Here is an 18,789-nt window from a genome sequence, read left to right on the forward strand (position 1 = left end):
ATTCAAAATATCCAGCAGGTTATGGTATTAACACATATGATGGTCCAAATGGAAATTATAAAGGAAATGTAGATGGATCTTATCCATATGGGATTTTTGCAAGAAAAGATGGTTATATCGATATTGAACAAAATACATGGGTAAAAGAAGAGCACTTTAATGTAAGATAACATCTTTAAATCTGTATGTATTAAGTAGGATGAAAAAACTTGTTATCATACCTCTTGAGGTGAGAGTAATATCTGTAAAATGCTGTGCAGAATATAGAGTGGAATTTTTGAAAGAGCAACTGATGTAAAAGGTTGCTCTTTTTCTTTTTTGAATGTGAGGACCATAGCCTATTATATAAAATACGGCCCGTATGAGTATTTAGTCTCTAGATGTACTTAATAATTCAGTGGAATTTTAAATGATAAAAAATAAAAGAAAAAGGAGATGTTCAGTAATGGAAATTAGAAAAAAATTAGTGGATCCAAGTAAATATGGTATAAAGTGTCCCAATACAATGACACCAGAATTCATCACAGTACATAATACGTACAATGATGCATCAGCAGAAAATGAGATATCGTATATGATTGGAAATAATAATTCAGTGTCGTTTCATGTTGCAGTAGATGACAAAGAAGCGGTACAAGGTATTCCGTTTGATCGTAATGCTTGGCATGCCGGTGATGGTAACGGGAATGGTAATCGTAAATCTATCGGGGTAGAAATTTGTTACTCTTTAAGCGGTGGAGATAGATATTATAAAGCAGAAGATAATGCAGTAATTGTTATTGCTCAGTTAATGAAACAATTTAATATTACAATTAATAATATACGTACACATAAATCATGGAGTGGAAAGCATTGCCCACATCGAATGCTTGATGAAGGAAGATTGGATCAATTTATTGAGAAGATAAACAAAACATTTAATAAAGATAATAATAAACCACTACAACCAAAAGGGCTAGGTATCGCAACATCTAAATACCCAGAAGGATCGGGTATCAATTTATATAGTGGCCCTGGAAAAGATGCCTGGTTCACAGGTCATGTCATTAATACAAAAATGCCATATTTAATTATAGATGCTGCTTGGTATGGTGGGAATGAAAATATGTTGTGCCTAGGTTGGGAAGCATGGGCAAAAGAAGAACACTTTGAAGTAGAGTGGTTCCATGCTTATTCAAAATATCCAGCAGGTTATGGTATTAACACATATGATGGTCCAAATGGAAATTATAAAGGAAATGTAGATGGATCTTATCCATATGGGATTTTTGCAAGAAAAGATGGTTATATCGATATTGGACAAAATACATGGGTAAAAGAAGAACATTTTAATGTGAGATAAGGATATTAGAGTAGGGTCACTCGTGTGATTCTTTTTAATTTTTGAAAAGGAGATGAGAACGATGGAAGAACAAATCTTCAATTCAATGATTCAACAAGGAGCATTCGCAGCTTTATTTGTGTGGATGCTGTTTACTACGCAAAAAAAGAATGAACAGCGCGAAGAACAATATCAAAAAGTTATTGAAAAAAATCAACAGGTCATTGAAGAACAAGCAAAAGCATTTAGTTCGTTGTCAAAGGATTTATCAGATGTTAAGCAAAAAATATTGGGAAACGGGGATGAGAAATAAAATATGATATTAAATTATTTGTCGCGTATGTAGGTTCTCAAATAGAGATTCAATTAATATATAATAATGAGAAAAAGCCCTAATACCGATAAGTATTGGGGCTTTTTCTCATTAGCTATAGTGAATAAGGTTGTAGTGGATTCTTCAAGAGGAAAGAGTGAATGAAGTCTAATATTTAATGTAAATGAAATGAAACCTTGAAGAATGCTTAGTTATAACACAGTCTTATTCAGGGATTTGTTAGTTCGCTTTCTAAATTTAGGGAATAAATATAGCTTAGTACCTTGCAATAAATAATACTAAGTGGTATATTATGGATAAATTAGGTACCGTGTATTGAACAGTACTGAGATAGGGAAGGAGGATGGCACTTGAACGTTCAGTTTAAAAAAGGTGTGCTTGAACTTTGTGTATTAGCACTTGTAAAACGTAAAGATAGTTACGGTTATGAACTTGTTCAGCAAATTTCTAATAAATTTTTAATATCGGAAGGGTCAGTATACCCTTTATTACGTCGTTTGACGAAAGAAGGGTATTTTCAAACGTATTTAAAGGAATCTACGGAAGGGCCACCTCGTAAATATTATCAATTAACAGAGCAAGGGGAGACGCAATTTCATTTGTTAGTAACAGAATGGTGTGATTTTGCGAAAGGGGTACAAGAAATTATTGAAGGGGTGGAATGGGATGAGTAAAGAAGGGTTTCTTAAAGAATTATCAAGTTATCTTAGAAAGTTACCAGAGGAAGAGAGGCAAGATATTTTATTGGATTATGAAGAGCACTTTCAGTTTGGACTAGAAGAGGGGAAAACTGAATCAGAAATAATACAAGGCCTTGGTTCTCCGAAAGTAATAGCGAAAGAATTACTTGCGATGTATCGCTTCGATGAAATGAAAAAAATCCATCGACTTCAAATGTGACAAGAGCTGTTATGGCAGCGATTGGACTTAGTTTGTTTAATTTTATTATTGTGTTAGGACCGTTAGTCGCAATTATTGCTTTTATATTTTCTTTTTGGATCGGTGGTATTGCTAGTGTAGTAACACCATTTTTCGTTATTGGAAAAGTATTTATGGGTACTTTTATATGGTTGGATCTTTTCGTTAGTATAACGTTTGTTGGAGTAGGTTTATTGTTATGTATTATCGCTTTTTATAGTACAAAGTGGTTTAAGAGATTGTGTGTACGATATGTAATATGGAACTTCAAAATGATAAAAGGAGAGTAAATGATGAAAAAACTATTTTTAATCGCTATTGCTTGTATCATTATTGGAGTAATAGGAATTTCCCAAACATATGAAAAAGCAGTACAAACTGCTAAAAAAGGCGATAAAGAAAATGTAATTAAAAACGAAACATTAAAAAATATAGAAGTTAAGTTAGATGCCGGGGATATTATTGTCCAAAAATCTCCTGACTCTTCTTTTTATATCAAGCAATCAGGAGATGTACGTAAACAAGAGATTCGTATCGCAGAAGATGGTGACACATTAAAAGTTATTGGGGAAAGAGAAAAAGGTGCTTCATTTGATTTTTCTTTTTACGATTTTAGGTTTCAAACGTCTAAATTGACTCTCCTTGTGCCCGAACGCTCTTACCAAGATGTAAAAGTAAATTCATCTGCTGGACAAATCGAAATGAGTGATGTGAAAAGTGATAGCGTAAGTGTTAGAACACTTGCTGGAGAAGTAGAGTTGAAACAAATAACGGCTAAGAATGTGGAGGGATCGACAAAAGCTGGTGAGGTGAATTTTAAGAAGGTATTAGGGAAAGTGACCGCAAAAACAACAAGTGGGGAAATAAATATTCAAGATCATGATTCTAAGTATAATCTAGAAGCAAGTTCAACTGCGGGAGATATAGATATTACTTTATCGGAAAAACCACAAGATGCGGTAATTACTGGGCAAAGTGCTGCCGGAGATGTAACAATTTTTAATGAAGAAAATAAAAACGTAACAATTGGAAATGGTAGTAAAAAGATTAGTGGTAAAACGGCTGCTGGAGATGTGACGATTAAAACTCGTTAATAAGAAATAGAATGCATGGAAATCTATCAAAATACAAAAAAGAAGATAATTACCGTATATAAATAAGGTAATTATCTTCTTTTTATTATTTTTTAATGTAAATCACGATATACGCCAATTACTTTCCCGATAACTGACACTTGTTTTAAAATGATAGGTTCTAATGAAGAATTTTCTGGTTGTAAACGGAAATGGTCTTTTTCTTTATAGAAACGTTTAACAGTTGCTTCATTATCTTCTGTTAAAGCGACTACAATTTCACCATTATATGCAGACTGTTGTTGGCGAACAACAACTAGATCTCCATCGAAAATACCAGCTTCAATCATACTATCTCCAGAAATACGTAACATGAACACTTGGTCTGCTCCAGCGACAATACTAGCTGGAAGTGGGAAATGTTCCTCTACGCTTTCAACCGCTGTAATTGGTAAACCAGCAGTAACTTTTCCGACAATTGGAACTTGAATAACAGATTGTGTTTCCGTATCCATTCGGTCTTCACCTAAAATTTCAATGGCACGTGGTTTTGTTGGATCGCGTCGAATGTATCCTTTTTCTTCTAATCGTGATAAATGTCCGTGCACTGTAGAACTAGAAGCGAGGCCGACTGCTTGACCAATTTCACGTACGGAAGGTGGATATCCTTTTTCTTGTACTTTTAGCTTAATAAAGTCGAGAATGTCTTGCTGGCGTTTCGTTAACTTTTCCATGTTTTCTAACACCTCGTTTTCTTTCATTTTTCTTATTAATAAGTATAACATGTGAAAAAACATTCTACAAACATAAGTTCGAACAAATGGCGGATTTATGTTACACTATAGGGAAATAATAGGGAGAAAGAGGGGTTCAAAATGAATGCAATTATTTATGCACGTGTGAGTACAACGAAAGAAGCGCAAGAAACATCATTATTACGTCAAAAAGATGAATTATTGCATTTAGCTGAGCGCTATCAAATGAATGTTACTAAGGTGATTGAAGAGCAGGCTAGTGGATATACAATTGAACGTGACGGTATATTAGAGGTGTTGGATACAATTCGAGACGAACAAATCGATGTGTTACTTATACAAGATGAAACGCGCCTTGGTAGAGGAAATGCGAAGATCGCATTAATGCATTGTTTACATAAAGAAGGCATAAAAGTATATACGCATACACATAATGGTGAATTACAATTGTCGGATTCTGATTCGATGGTATTAGATATTATTGGTATTGTTGAAGAATATCAAAGAAAGATTCATAATTTGAAAATTAAACGAGGTATGCAACGTGCAGTAGAAAAAGGTTATCGTCCAGAAAATAATTTAAAAAATCGTCATTTAAGTGTAGGAAGAGAGAAAAAAGAAGTGCCAATTGAGGAAATTGTACGTTTACGAAAAAGTGAACTCACGTTTGAAGAAATTGCAGCAACATTACGTGGATTTGGTCATGATGTTTCAAAGGCGACTGTACATCGTAGATATGTAGAGTATACGAAGCAATTGCTTGATAAAGAAGAGTAACTATTGTATGATAATAATCAGTTTTGATTAGAAGGGGGATTCGAGATGATTAATCACGAACTCGTTGAACGCATTAACTTCTTAGCGAAAAAAGCAAAAGCTGAAGGTTTAACTGAAGAAGAGCAACGTGAGCGTCAATCGCTACGTGAACAATATTTAAAAGGATTTCGTCAAAATATGTTAAACGAACTTAAAGGTATTAAAGTTGTTAACGAAGAAGGTACAGATGTTACACCGACGAAATTAAAAGCTTTAAAAAAGCAAGATAATGCAAAATTAAATTAAAAGATGGGCGAAGCCCATCTTTTTTATTTGTAAAAATCGTCATTTAATAACTTTCCAGTTGTTATTAACTGTTGCTTCTATCGTTTTATGTTCCAATATATAATTAGCGATAAGTTCAGACATATCTGTGGGTATATCTTTTACTACCGGTTTGTTTTGAAACATAAAGAAATTTCCCCCGCCACTTGCACGATAATTATTCATTACAACGTCATATTCTTCATTCATATTAAGAGGAGCACTGTCATGCTGTAAAGATTCTACTCTTTCACCAATTGGTTTTGAAATGTTTAATACGTATGAAATCCCTTCCCACATATCATAATTATAATGTTGTGGCTTTGGTTCTATGTAGGTAGGACTTACGGTGATGGATCCATCTGTTTTTAATGTGAAATAAGAAGCAGAGAGTTCAAGAGCGTTTTTTATATCTGCTCCAGTTATTCTAATTACTTTTAATGTGTTTGGATAAATATAATTAGAAACGATGTCACGCATTGTTACATGTTCCGGGAAACCTGGAGATGTATTATGGAACAAACTTGTACAAGAAATTGATACATTAGCTATATCCATCTGTATTTTATTTATGAATTCGATAAAAGGATGATCATGCAAACGAGTTTGCATAGCATCTGAAATTTGCATGCCCCCTTGAATGATTCCAATAGGTTGATCAAGCCACTTTTGTGTTTTCTCTTCGTAATCGGCTACCAATGAAAGTACATCTTGGTCCGCCTCAACTCCTTGTACAGATAATAATTCAGAAGAACTCTCTTTTTTCACCCATTTATGTTTTGTTTTTTCGAATGTTATTTTTACTTTTCCAACTGAGTGTCCATTGCATCCAGTCTGTAAAATTGTTACACCGTTAGCCATTGTGTGAGAAATTTCCCGGTGTTGGTGGCCTGTTAATAAAATATCTATACCTTCAATTTCATGGCACATTGCATATCCTTGGTTTTCTCCTGTTAACACTTCAGTCGGTACCCCGGTTTGTAAATCTCGTTCAACTCCCCCGTGATACGCTACGACTAGTAAATCTGGTTTCTCATGTTTGCGAATGTAAGAAACCCATTCTTTTGTAGTCTTTAATGCATCTTCAAATAGTAAATCTTTAATGTGATGGGGTTGTTCCCAATTGGGAATGTAATGCGTTGTCACACCTAAAATAGCAATTTTTATATTTGATTCAATATGTTTTATTACATATGGTTTCCCGAAATAAGGTTTTTTACTGTTTTTATCTAAAATGTTTGCTGATAGGTACGGGAAGTTCGCAGTAGTCACAGCATTATTTAATATATCCATCCCGTAATTAAATTCATGATTGCCGATAATTGCAGCGTCATACTGTAAGTAATTCGCTAATAAGGACATTGGGTTTTTTTTGTTTTTTTCGTATGTAACATAATGATAAGTAAATGGTGTGCCTTGAATAAAGTCGCCATTATCAATTAAAAGAACGTTTCTATTTTGGGAACGTTCTTTTTTTATAAGAGTAGAAATTTTAGCTAAACCAAGTTCTGCTGGGGAGTTATCTTGGTAGTGAATAGGATAAACAGTGCCATGTATATCGCTTGTTAATAAGATGTTTAAAGTTACAGTTTGATTTTGTTCCAATATGACTCACCTTTTCTATTGTTATCTTCCAATTCATCATATCAAATATGTGAAGAGAATTTTAATGTGAGTGTATAGAATGTGTAAAGATTCTGTAAATAATCAATTATTTGTAAAAATATGTGATATATTTCTTCATGTTTATGAAAGGTTATTTTATAACAATGAAAAATGGAGGCATTAACATGTTGAAAAAAGTTTTTGCAATGAGCACAACAGTTGTACTAGCAGCGGGATTATTAAGTGGCTGCGGAACGAAAGAGTCAAGTGCAAGTAAAAATGAAGATACGAAAAAAGGGTATGTACCGAAGACTTTAAATGTTCAATTTGTTCCTTCTCAAAATGCGGATACGTTAGAGGCGAAGGCAAAACCGCTTGAGAAGCTATTAAGTGATAAGTTAAATATTCCAGTAAAAGTTAGTATTTCAACGAACTACAATACAATTGTAGAAGCGATGGCATCTAAACAAGTAGATGTAGGATTTTTACCGCCAACAGCGTACGTATTAGCACATGAAAAGAAGGCTGCAAATGTAATTTTACAAGCACAACGTTTTGGAGTAGATGATGAAACAGGAGCTCCTACAAAAGATTTAGTAGATTATTATAAATCTGAGTTTGTTGTTAAAAAAGACTCTAATATAAATAGTGTAAAAGATTTAAAAGGTAAAAAGATTGGTTATCAAGATGTAACATCATCAGCAGGGTATGTATGGCCTGCAGCTGTTCTATTAAAAGAGGGAATTGATCCGTTAAAAGATGTGAAACCTGTTACATTAAAAGGTCACGATCAGTCGCTTATTGCTCTTTTAAATGGTGACGTAGATGCGGCTGTTGTATTCCAAGATGCTCGTAATATTGTAAAAAAAGATTATCCGAATATATTTGATCAAACGAAAATAGTGAAATTTACTGAGAAAATTCCGAACGATACAATTTCTGTACGATCTGATTTAGATGCAGAGTGGAGCAAGAAATTACAAGATGCTTTCATTGAAATTGGAAAGAATGAGGAAGGTCACAAAATCATTAAAGAAGTATATTCACATGAAGGATATGTTAAATCTGATGATAGTAAATTTGATATCGTTCGTGAATATGGGAAGAAAGTAAAAACGCAATAATACATATGAAAATGGCAGCTAGCTGAAAGGGGATGTTTTCAGTTAGTTTGCCGTTTTGAATACATAGAAGGTAGGTAAGATGTGTGATAGAGTTTCGAAATGTCTCCAAAGTGTATCCAAATGGTACAAAAGGATTGAATAATATAAACTTGAAAATTCAAAAAGGTGAGTTTGTTGTAATGGTAGGGCTGTCTGGAGCTGGAAAATCTACACTTCTCAGATCCGTAAATCGTCTTCATGAGATTACCGAAGGAGAAATCATTATTGAAGGTGAGTCTATTACTGCTGCGAAAGGAAAAGAATTAAGGCGTATGCGCCGGGATATCGGTATGATCTTCCAAAGTTTTAATCTTGTAAAGCGATCAACAGTATTAAAAAATGTATTAGCTGGTCGTATTGGATATCATTCCACATTACGTACAACGTTAGGTTTGTTTCCGAAAGAAGATGTGGAGCTCGCATTTCAAGCGTTAAAAAGAGTGAATATTTTAGAAAAAGCATATGCACGTGCTGATGAATTATCAGGAGGACAACAGCAACGTGTATCAATAGCTAGAGCATTGGCACAAGAAGCAAAAATCATATTGGCAGATGAGCCTGTTGCATCGTTAGATCCACTTACGACAAAGCAAGTATTAAATGATTTGAAAAAAATCAATGAAGATTTTGGAATTACAACAATTGTGAATTTGCATTCTATTGATTTAGCTAGGCAATATGCGACACGTATTATTGGATTACATGCAGGAGAAATTGTTTTTGATGGTTCAGTAGAAGAGGCGACAGATGAAAAATTTGCTGAAATTTATGGAGATGTAGCACAGAAAAATGAATTGTTAGAGGTGGCAGTTAAATGAGTGACGTAACGATATATTCGAAATCGATACCGAAGCCGCCGAGTAAGTTAAAACATATGTTAACGTTTATTCTAGTCATTTTACTGTTGTGGGGAAGTAGTATACAGGTCGACGCATCATTTTCAAAGCTAGTAGTTGGTTTTCCTAATATGATGGATTTGTTAAAAGAAATGGTGCCGCCAGATTGGAGTTATTTTCAAGTTATTACAACAGCAATGTTAGATACAATACGTATGGCGATTATTGGGACGACTTTAGGAGCGATTTTAGCTATTCCACTTGCACTGTTTGCGGCAAGTAATGTGTTTACTAACACATTTTTATACAGTCTAGCTCGAATGATTTTAAATTTTATACGAACGATACCAGATTTATTATTGGCGGCTATTTTCGTAGCTATTTTTGGAATAGGACCACTTCCAGGCATTTTAGCTCTTACGTTTTTCTCAATTGGGCTTGTGGCGAAATTGTTGTATGAGTCAATTGAATCAATTGATCCAGGTCCGTTAGAGGCGATGACAGCGGTAGGAGCTAATAAGGTGCAATGGATTGTTTATGGGGTAATTCCGCAAGTGAAAGCACATTTTGTCTCCTATGTTCTTTATACATTTGAGGTGAACGTACGTGCAGCAGCTGTTTTAGGTTTAGTAGGAGCAGGTGGTATTGGATTATATTATGATCGTACACTTGGATTTTTACAATATAAACAAACTGCTTCTATAATTATTTATACCCTTATTGTTGTTTTGTTAATTGACTACATTAGTACATTGTTGCGGGAGAAACTATAATGAATAGAACGACGATGATTGTGCAAAAACCGAAGAAACCGAGTATATATCGCTGGATTATTTTAATAGCACTTACAGTTGTATATGCATGGGCCTTTTCAGGAGTGCCATTAGAGGGGATAAAGGACACAGCAGGTGAAATTACGAAAGCAATTATGACAGGGATATTGAATCCAGACTGGTCGTATGTATCTTTGCCAGATGGTGAAGATTTATTACATGGATTAATTGATACGTTGGCAATTGCAATATTAGGTACATTTATTTCTGCATTTTTATCTGTTCCGTTTGCCTTTTGGGCGGCAACGAATATGAGTAGTGGAAAATTAACTTCAGGATCTGGGAAATTTGTACTTAGTTTTGTTCGTACGTTTCCTGAATTAGTTATGGCTCTTTTATTTATAAAAGCTGTTGGTCCAGGCTCTTTTGCAGGAGTATTGGCCTTAGGATTACATTCTATTGGAATGTTAGGGAAACTATATTCAGAAGGAATTGAAAACATAGATAATGGACCGACGGAGCGTTACTAGCAACAGGAGCAAACCGTTTTCAAATACTTTGGTATGCAGTGTTACCACAAGTGTTACCGGATTTTCTATCGTATACGTTATACAGATTTGAAATTAATGTACGATCCGCTGCGATTTTAGGGGTTATTGGAGCAGGAGGGATTGGTACACTTTTAATTTTTGCGCTGAGTTCACGGAATTGGTCTCGTGTTGGGATTATTTTATTAGGTATCATTTTAATGGTAATTATAATTGATTGGATTTCAAGTTCGATTCGGAAAAGGATTGTTTAACTTATTTGAAAAGCATCGAAGTTAGATGCTTTTTTATGTTTTTTAAAACGTAAGTATAGAAGAAAATTGTATAAATATACAGATAATTCCCTTTCTTTTTAAAATAAAAATAATGAAAAAGTATGTCATATTGAATGCCCATACATTCCCGGAAACATTGATTTTTTTATAAAAAACCAAAAAAATATCAACATATTTGTCGATACATGTTGTATAATCTTGCGTGGGAAGCTATCATATAAATGTATAAAACGTTTACTAATATAAGCGAAGGGAAGAATAGCATGTCACATTCAATCGAACAACTTTCTATCAACACGATTCGCACATTATCCATCGATGCGATTGAAAAAGCAAACTCTGGTCACCCAGGAATGCCAATGGGTGCAGCACCAATGGCTTATACATTATGGACTCAATTTATGAAACACAATCCAAATAACCCAACGTGGTTTAACCGTGATCGTTTCGTATTATCTGCAGGTCATGGTTCAATGTTATTATACAGCCTACTTCACCTATCTGGTTATGATGTAACAATGGATGACTTAAAGAACTTCCGTCAATGGGGAAGCAAAACTCCAGGACATCCTGAGTACGGTCATACAGCTGGTGTAGATGCAACGACTGGTCCACTTGGACAAGGTATTGCAACTGCTGTAGGTATGGCAATGGCTGAAAGACATTTAGCTGCTAAATATAACCGTGATGCGTATAATGTAGTAGATCATTATACATACGCTATTTGTGGTGATGGAGATTTAATGGAGGGCGTTTCTGCTGAAGCATCTTCATTAGCTGCTCATTTACAATTAGGTCGTCTTGTTGTGCTTTATGATTCAAACGATATTTCATTAGATGGCGATTTAAATCGTTCATTCTCTGAAAGTGTAGAAGATCGTTACAAAGCATACGGATGGCAAGTAATCCGTGTTGAGGATGGAAACGATATTGAAGCAATCGCGAAAGCAATTGAAGAAGCGAAAGCTGACGAAAAACGCCCAACGCTAATTGAAGTAAGAACGACAATTGGTTTCGGTTCTCCAAACAAATCAGGAAAATCAGCTTCACATGGTTCTCCACTTGGTGTAGAAGAAACAAAATTAACGAAAGAAGCATATGCTTGGACTGCTGAGCAAGACTTCCACGTAGCAGAAGAAGTATATGACAACTTCCGTAAAACAGTACAAGATGTTGGTGAAACTGCGCAAGCTGAGTGGAACACGATGCTAGGTGAATATGCACAAGCATACCCAGAATTAGCAAACAAATTCCAAGCAGCAATGAACGGTCAACTTCCAGAAGGTTGGGAGCAAAACTTACCAACTTATGAATTAGGATCAAAAGCAGCAACTCGTAATTCTTCTGGTGCTGTAATTAATGCAATTGCAGAGTCTGTACCATCATTCTTCGGTGGATCTGCTGACCTTGCTGGTTCTAACAAAACATACATGAATAACGAAAAAGACTTTACAAGAGATGATTACAGCGGTAAAAACATTTGGTACGGTGTACGTGAGTTCGCAATGGGTGCAGCAATGAACGGTATTGCACTACATGGTGGTTTAAAAACTTACGGTGGTACGTTCTTCGTATTCTCTGATTACTTACGCCCAGCAATTCGCCTTGCAGCATTAATGCAATTGCCAGTAACGTATGTATTCACACATGACAGTATCGCTGTTGGTGAAGATGGTCCAACGCATGAACCAATCGAGCAATTAGCAGCGCTTCGTGCAATGCCAAACGTTTCTGTTATCCGTCCTGCTGATGGTAACGAATCTGTTGCAGCTTGGAGACTAGCTTTAGAATCTACAAACAAACCAACTGCTTTAGTATTAACTCGTCAAGACCTTCCAACATTAGAAGGTGCAAAAGATGATACGTATGAAAAAGTAGCAAAAGGTGCATATGTAGTTTCTGCAAGCAAGAAAGAAACGGCTGATGTAATCTTACTTGCAACTGGATCTGAAGTAAGCCTAGCTGTTGAAGCTCAAAAAGCATTAGCAGTAGACGGCGTTGACGCAGCTGTTGTCAGCATGCCATCTATGGATCGCTTCGAAGCTCAAACTGCAGAGTACAAAGAATCTGTATTACCAAAAGCAGTAACAAAACGTTTCGCAATCGAAATGGGTGCTACATTCGGATGGCACCGTTACGTAGGTCTTGAAGGAGATGTGTTAGGTATCGATACATTCGGTGCTTCTGCTCCTGGTGAGAAGATTATGGAAGAGTATGGATTTACTGTAGAGAACGTTGTTCGTAAAGTAAAAGAAATGCTTTAATGATTTCAGAAAAATCTCTCCGGCATGGAGAGGTTTTTCTATGTAAATGAGTTTTTTCGACAGAAAAAGTTTTTTATCTCTCCGCAGTCAGACAATCATTGCAAATTTTCTTATATATAATGAAGAGAAAAGGTTGTCCAGATTGGGAGTGGAAAAATGAAAACGTATGAATTGTATTTAATTCAAGAGGATATTGCGAAAGCTTATTTTGGTCGTGAATATTTGTTTTTTGATTTATTTGCTCGATTTTCAGAATCTGGGTCCCTTTCGGAGAAAAAAGTGTTATATAAGCAAATGATGTATATAACGATGCCATTGCAAGTAATGAAAATTCATCATAAATTAGAACAAGCTTTGCTCGTTCTTGGTAAATATGATAGAACACATCATACACATACACTTTATACGGGAGCGGAGTACGGCGAAATAATGGTGAAACCGCACTATATTCGTATGAATACCTCTGGAAATGTCTCTATGGAAACGACATTCTTTGAGGTGTTAAGAAAGTGTGAATTAACATTTTTAGCTATGGATTATGAAAATACAAAGTACGGATGGCTGAATCCTCTAAAACAAGTACGAACATATGTGTAAAAAATGTCGAATTGTATCTTGTCTTATTGAAAAGGTTTTAGTACACTGTAAGGTAGACAACATGAAGGAGGAAAATATATGCCAATTTGGTTAGGTATTCTAGTGGGCGTAGTAGCACTAGTAGCAGGCGTGGCGTTAGGATTTTTCATTGCCCGCAAATATATGATGAATTACTTACAAAAAAATCCACCAATTAACGAACAAATGTTAAAAATGATGATGATGCAAATGGGACAAAAACCTTCCCAAAAGAAAATCAATCAAATGATGAGCGCAATGAACAAGCAACAAATGAAATAAGCGCTAAAAGACACTCGCTAAGAGTGTCTTTCTTTTTGTTAGTTATAGTTTTTAAAACTTTTAAAAATTCTGTATTTTTGGTAAACTGAAAACATCGCTCATTTTAAGGGAGGAGGAAAAAAATGAAAGTGTTTATGAATTTAGCGTGGTTTTTTAAACAAGAAAAACGAGCGTACATAACTGGAATTATTTTATTGTTTGGCGTTGCACTTTTAGAACTTGTAGCACCAAAAGTAATTGGAATCGTTGTAGATGAAATTAATGATGGAACATTGACGACCGATAAGTTACTAAAATGGGTTGTACTATTAGTAATTGTAGGTATTACGATGTACATATTACGTTACATATGGCGTATTATGATTTTCGGGTCTTCATTAAAATTAGCTCGCCAATTACGAAAAAATTTATATGAACATTTTACAAAGATGAGTCCATCTTTCTATCAGTCAAATCGAACAGGTGATTTAATGGCACATGCGACCAATGATATTCAAGCGATCCAGCAAACTGCTGGAGCAGGTGTTTTGACGCTTGTTGACTCATTAGCTGTCGGAGGATGTGTACTCGTAGCGATGGGTTTTACAATTAGTTGGAAGTTAACATTATTAAGTTTAATTCCAATGCCGATTGTAGCTATTTCGACAAATTATTATGGAACTTTATTACATAAAAGGTTTCATAAAGCACAGCAATCGTTTTCGGAAATCAATGATAAAGTGCAAGAGAGTATGAGTGGAATGAAAGTGATTCGCTCGCTTGGACAAGAGAAAGAAGATTTGCAGGCGTTTCGAAGAAAATCAGAAGATGTTGTACATAAAAATGTGTTAGTTGCACGTATTGATTCGTTATTTGATCCGACAATCTCTCTTATCGTTGGATTTTCTTTTTTAATCACAGTATGTTATGGATCGGTATTAGTTGTAAGAGGTGAATTAACAGTAGGTGATCTCGTTACATTTACGACATATTTAGGTACCCTTGTTTGGCCAATGTTAGCGTTTGGATGGTTATTCAATATTATGGAGCGTGGGCGTGCTTCATATGACCGTGTAGAAAAAATTCTTTCACAAAAATCAGATGTAGTAAATAGCGAAAATGCTGTACATACAATAGCGAGCGGTAATGTTTCGTTTGCCGTTGATTCATTTTCGTATAAGAAAAATGAATTGTTACATTTAAACGATATTCACTTTGATTTGAAGAAGGGTGAAACGCTAGGAGTTGTAGGACGTACAGGCGCAGGGAAAACGACTTTATTAAAATGTTTAATCCGTGAGTATGATCATTTTAATGGTGAATTAAAAATTGGGGAGCGAGATATTCGAGATATAACACTTCATGGTGTCCGTTCTGCCATTTCATACGTGCCGCAAGATCATTTTTTATTTTCAGCAAGTATTGGTGAGAATATTGCCTTTGGAAAGGCGGATGCTACATATAATGAAATTACCCAAGCTGCAGAGATTGCTTGTATTCATAATGACATCCTCCAATTTTCAGAAGGATATGAAACAGTAGTAGGGGAAAGAGGTGTTTCGTTATCTGGTGGTCAAAAACAGCGAATCTCTATTGCTCGTGCTTTATTAACAAATGCTGAAATATTAATTTTGGATGATTGTTTATCAGCAGTAGATGCAAAAACAGAAGAGACGATTTTAAGTGCCTTAAAGAGGGAAAGAGCAGGGAAAACGACGATTATTACTGCACACCGATTAAGTGCAATTCAGCATGCCAATCTTATTCTTGTTGTTGATGAAGGTAGAATTGTACAAAGAGGTACACATGAGGAATTAATGAAGGAAAACGGCTGGTATAAGGAAATGTATGAAAGCCAGCAATTAGAAGCTTTAGTCGAGAAAGGAGGCGTATGATGGTAGAGAAGAAGCGAAGTGATTTAAGTAGATTGCTTTCTTATATGAAGCCATATAAAGGGTTGCTATCTTTAGCATTTATCTTTTTAGTTGGTGCGACAGTAACGGAAATGATGGGGCCTTTTTTAATTAAACAATTCCTCGATGAACACCTAGTACCGCGGGATTTTGAACGATCAGCGCTCGTTACTTTATTTGTAATTTACATAGTTGCTCATTTATTAAAAGTATTATTTACGTATTTAAATTTATTGTACTTTCAGAACATTGCTTTTAAGATTGTTCAAGATATGCGAGTCGAAGTATATGAACATGTTCAAAAGCTGTCATTAAGTTTCTTTGATCGTACGCCAATTGGTACGCTCGTATCTCGTATAACGAATGATACGGAAGCGATTAAAGATTTTTATGTTAGTGTATTATCAACATTTGTGAAAAATGTAGTCTTTTTAGTAGGTATTTTAATAGCGATGTTTTTATTAGATGTAAAATTAGCGTTATTTTCTCTCGTATTAATTCCGATCATGTTTGCGATTATGGTATTATATCGCCGGAAAAGTGCAGCTTTTTATTTAGAAGTACGTAATCAATTAAGCGTGTTAAATGCAAAATTGAACGAGTCCATACAAGGAATGAATATTGTTCAAGTGTTCAGACAAGAAAAACGTATGAGAAAAGAGTTTGAAGAAGTGAATAATAAACATTATAGTGCAGGGCGACGTACTTTGAAGTTAGACGCATTACTTTTACGACCGGCTACGGATTTAGTGCATATTGTAGCTATTGCGTTAGTACTAGGTTTATTTGGGATTGATGCTTTAAAGAGCCCTGTTGAAGTAGGAGTTTTATATGCTTTTGTTAACTATATACATCGTTTTTTCCAACCTGTAAATGAGATGATGATGAAATTGTCCTTTTTCCAACAGGCACTTGTTTCGTCATCACGTGTATTTCATTTAATGGACGAGAAAGATTTAGCACCGGTTCAAAAAGGCAATGAGAATCCTCAAGTTGTGGATGGGGATATTGAATTTAAAAATGTTACTTTTTCATATGATGGAAAGCGTGACGTTTTAAAAAATGTATCATTTCACGTGAAACAAGGGCAAACGGTTGCTTTTGTTGGGCATACTGGTAGCGGAAAAAGTACGATTATGAATTTGTTAATGCGATTTTATAATATTAAGTCAGGAAATATTGTAATAGACGGTGTAGATTTAGAAAAATTTGAAGAACGAGAAATTAGAAAGAAAATAGGACTCGTATTGCAAGATGCATTTTTATTTGCTGGAAATGTAAAGCAAAATATTCGTATGTATAATGAAGAAATTACGGATGAAGAAGTAAAAGAAGCTGCTCGATTTGTGCAAGCGAATACGTTTATTGAAAAGTTACCAAAACAGTATGAAACAGAAGTAGTAGAAAGAGGTGCAGCATTTTCAAGCGGTCAACGACAATTAATTGCTTTTGCTAGAACGATAGCAACGAATCCGAAAGTATTAGTATTAGATGAAGCAACAGCTAATATCGATACAGAAACAGAAGAGGCTATTCAAACAGCGTTGCAACAAATGCGAAAAGGTAGAACGACGATAGCCATTGCGCATAGGTTATCTACAATTCAAGATGCAGATCAAATTTTTGTGATGCATGATGGAGAGATAGTAGAAAGAGGAACACATCAAGAATTACTAAGTGAGCAAGGTTTGTATTATAATATGTACTTGCTACAAAATAAAGTGAGTTTGCAAAAGGCCTTGTAATACAAGGTCTTTTTTATTTTGTATACAAAATATGTTTACTCTTTGTTTCTATAGCATAAATGTTGTGTCCTCTTATGAAACTTGTACATATTGTATGTATACGAAGTAAAAAAATTGATAGGAGATTTTATATGCAAAACAGATCAGGTTCAAATGTTACGTTTATTGATGTGTCTCATTGGGAAGGGAATATTGATTGGAATGCAGTGAAGGCATCTGGAATTCCAGCAGCGTATGCAAAAGCGACAGAAGGTGTAAACTACATTGATCCTACTTTTACTAAGAATGTACAAGCAGCACGAAATCCGAATGTATTAATTGGTGCATACCATTTTGCACGCCCAGAACAAAATGATGCAATTTCAGAGGCGAAATATTTTGTGAGTATATTACAAAATAACCAGACAGACTTAATGCCAGTTCTGGATTTAGAATCACCAACAGATCCGAGCAACAGTAATTTAACTGGTAACGCTATATCGAATTGGGCAAGAAGCTTCATAAATTATGTGAAACAGGCTACTGGAAAAGATGTAATGTTATATACAGGAGTTTGGTATATTAATGAGTTCGGAATTAGCGGATTAAGTGATATACCGCTTTGGATTGCTAAATACTCGAGTACACCGCCTGCTGATGCGGGTGGATGGACAGCGTGGACAGCGTGGCAGTACACAGATTCTGGACAAATTTCAGGCGTAGGAAATTGTGATGTATCAGCTGCAGTTTCATTAGAAGCTTTAAAAGGGAATGGAGCAAGTGGTGGAGGTAATGTTTCCCCGCCTAATAATGCAACTCCAGTGTACGGGGTTGCTATAATTAATGGAGATAATGTGAATTTGAGAAGTGGACCATCTTTGCAGTCTAGTGTAATTCGCCAATTGAATCGTGGCGAAACATATGAAGTTTGGGGAGAACAAGATGGATGGCTTTGTTTAGGGACAAATCAGTGGGTATATAATGATCCGAGTTATATTCAGTATAAACATTATATGGCGACTATTACTGGTGATAATGTAAATTTGCGTGATGCTCCATCATTAAATGGAAATGTTATAAGACAGTTACATCATGGTGAATCGTATCGAGTATGGAGTAAGCAAGATGGATGGCTTTGCTTAGGGACAAATCAATGGATATACTACGATCCGAGTTATATTCAGTATGGTGTACAATAGAGTGAAAATAAAAGGTGCCCCGTCAGAGGTGCCTTTTATTAAAAATATACAACTTTTACAAAGTCTATATCGAAACCATAGTATACTATAGTAGATATATTTATAAAAAATAATCGAAAATGAAATAAAGGG

Annotated in this window: 17 protein-coding genes and 2 pseudogenes; 17 read left to right on the forward strand and 2 right to left on the reverse strand. The window is 35.1% G+C overall.

Going from position 1 to position 18,789, the window contains the following annotated elements; translation table 11 throughout:
* Positions 1 to 445: 445 nt before the first annotated feature.
* The 5 genes and pseudogenes from MR169_RS19710 to MR169_RS19730 all read left to right on the forward strand — a co-directional run bounded on the left by MR169_RS19710 (position 446) and on the right by MR169_RS19730 (position 3,667).
* Complete coding sequence (locus MR169_RS19710) at positions 446 to 1,342, forward strand: peptidoglycan recognition protein family protein (protein ID WP_242319880.1); 897 nt, start codon at positions 446 to 448, stop codon at positions 1,340 to 1,342.
* A 61-nt stretch (positions 1,343 to 1,403) separates the two neighbouring features.
* Positions 1,404 to 1,634: a BhlA/UviB family holin-like peptide gene (locus MR169_RS19715; protein ID WP_000392443.1), complete on the forward strand. Its 231-nt coding sequence runs from the start codon at positions 1,404 to 1,406 to the stop codon at positions 1,632 to 1,634.
* 371 nt (positions 1,635 to 2,005) lie between these two features.
* Complete coding sequence (locus MR169_RS19720; RefSeq protein ID WP_001102627.1) at positions 2,006 to 2,329, forward strand: PadR family transcriptional regulator; 324 nt, start codon at positions 2,006 to 2,008, stop codon at positions 2,327 to 2,329.
* Positions 2,322 to 2,863 (forward strand): annotated as a pseudogene (locus MR169_RS19725) (DUF1700 domain-containing protein). The gene MR169_RS19720 and the pseudogene MR169_RS19725 overlap by 8 nt, the downstream one beginning before the upstream one ends.
* Positions 2,864 to 3,667 carry a DUF4097 family beta strand repeat-containing protein gene (locus MR169_RS19730; RefSeq protein ID WP_000976240.1) on the forward strand — a complete coding sequence of 268 codons (804 nt, stop codon included), beginning with the start codon at positions 2,864 to 2,866 and terminating at the stop codon, positions 3,665 to 3,667.
* Positions 3,668 to 3,759: 92 nt separating this feature from the next.
* Here MR169_RS19730 and lexA read toward each other — a convergent pair whose 3' ends face one another.
* A complete protein-coding gene (gene lexA, locus MR169_RS19735) occupies positions 3,760 to 4,380 on the reverse strand; it encodes a transcriptional repressor LexA (RefSeq protein WP_000413738.1) in 621 nt (206 codons plus the stop codon).
* Positions 4,381 to 4,521: 141 nt separating this feature from the next.
* Between lexA and MR169_RS19740 the strand changes: the two genes are divergently transcribed.
* Together MR169_RS19740 and MR169_RS19745 are read left to right on the forward strand one after the other, a co-directional pair.
* Positions 4,522 to 5,178 carry a YneB family resolvase-like protein gene (locus tag MR169_RS19740; protein WP_000991470.1) on the forward strand — a complete coding sequence of 219 codons (657 nt, stop codon included), beginning with the start codon at positions 4,522 to 4,524 and terminating at the stop codon, positions 5,176 to 5,178.
* 45 nt (positions 5,179 to 5,223) lie between these two features.
* Positions 5,224 to 5,463, forward strand: a complete 240-nt coding sequence (locus tag MR169_RS19745) for a DUF896 domain-containing protein (protein WP_000607015.1) — start codon at positions 5,224 to 5,226, stop codon at positions 5,461 to 5,463.
* 39 nt (positions 5,464 to 5,502) lie between these two features.
* On the opposite strand, the gene MR169_RS19750 is transcribed toward MR169_RS19745, so the two are convergent.
* On the reverse strand, positions 5,503 to 7,086 hold the full coding sequence (locus tag MR169_RS19750; protein ID WP_193533097.1) for a bifunctional metallophosphatase/5'-nucleotidase: 1,584 nt from the start codon (positions 7,084 to 7,086) through the stop codon (positions 5,503 to 5,505).
* Between the two features lie 185 nt (positions 7,087 to 7,271).
* Between MR169_RS19750 and MR169_RS19755 the strand changes: the two genes are divergently transcribed.
* From MR169_RS19755 to MR169_RS19800, 10 genes and pseudogenes are all read left to right on the forward strand, one after another.
* Positions 7,272 to 8,210: a phosphate/phosphite/phosphonate ABC transporter substrate-binding protein gene (locus tag MR169_RS19755; RefSeq protein WP_000915058.1), complete on the forward strand. Its 939-nt coding sequence runs from the start codon at positions 7,272 to 7,274 to the stop codon at positions 8,208 to 8,210.
* 83 nt (positions 8,211 to 8,293) lie between these two features.
* The gene (gene phnC / locus MR169_RS19760; RefSeq protein ID WP_000569246.1) at positions 8,294 to 9,067 is read left to right on the forward strand and encodes a phosphonate ABC transporter ATP-binding protein; all 774 of its coding nucleotides are present in this window, start codon (positions 8,294 to 8,296) and stop codon (positions 9,065 to 9,067) included.
* Complete coding sequence (phnE, locus tag MR169_RS19765) at positions 9,064 to 9,858, forward strand: phosphonate ABC transporter, permease protein PhnE (protein ID WP_001286372.1); 795 nt, start codon at positions 9,064 to 9,066, stop codon at positions 9,856 to 9,858. Before phnC ends, phnE (MR169_RS19765) begins: the two co-directional genes overlap by 4 nt.
* A pseudogene (phnE, locus tag MR169_RS19770) lies at positions 9,858 to 10,660 on the forward strand (phosphonate ABC transporter, permease protein PhnE). Before phnE (MR169_RS19765) ends, phnE (MR169_RS19770) begins: the two are co-directional and overlap by 1 nt.
* Positions 10,661 to 10,944: 284 nt before the next feature.
* On the forward strand, positions 10,945 to 12,945 hold the full coding sequence (gene tkt, locus MR169_RS19775; protein ID WP_242319881.1) for a transketolase: 2,001 nt from the start codon (positions 10,945 to 10,947) through the stop codon (positions 12,943 to 12,945).
* A gap of 156 nt (positions 12,946 to 13,101) precedes the next feature.
* Complete coding sequence (sirA, locus tag MR169_RS19780) at positions 13,102 to 13,542, forward strand: sporulation inhibitor of replication protein SirA (protein ID WP_242319882.1); 441 nt, start codon at positions 13,102 to 13,104, stop codon at positions 13,540 to 13,542.
* Positions 13,543 to 13,620: 78 nt separating this feature from the next.
* Entirely contained in the window at positions 13,621 to 13,842 is a 222-nt protein-coding gene (locus MR169_RS19785) for a YneF family protein (protein ID WP_001123317.1), read from the forward strand.
* Positions 13,843 to 13,964: 122 nt separating this feature from the next.
* Positions 13,965 to 15,716: an ABC transporter ATP-binding protein gene (locus MR169_RS19790; RefSeq protein WP_242319883.1), complete on the forward strand. Its 1,752-nt coding sequence runs from the start codon at positions 13,965 to 13,967 to the stop codon at positions 15,714 to 15,716.
* Positions 15,716 to 17,479 carry an ABC transporter ATP-binding protein gene (locus MR169_RS19795; protein WP_000229517.1) on the forward strand — a complete coding sequence of 588 codons (1,764 nt, stop codon included), beginning with the start codon at positions 15,716 to 15,718 and terminating at the stop codon, positions 17,477 to 17,479. The genes MR169_RS19790 and MR169_RS19795 overlap by 1 nt, the downstream gene beginning before the upstream one ends.
* Before the next feature lie 131 nt (positions 17,480 to 17,610).
* Complete coding sequence (locus tag MR169_RS19800) at positions 17,611 to 18,657, forward strand: GH25 family lysozyme (protein WP_242319884.1); 1,047 nt, start codon at positions 17,611 to 17,613, stop codon at positions 18,655 to 18,657.
* Positions 18,658 to 18,789: the final 132 nt, after the last annotated feature.

Origin of the sequence: Bacillus cereus group sp. BfR-BA-01349, from assembly GCF_022663795.1 — a bacterium.
GTDB classification, from domain to species: Bacteria; Bacillota; Bacilli; order Bacillales; family Bacillaceae_G; genus Bacillus_A; species Bacillus_A cereus.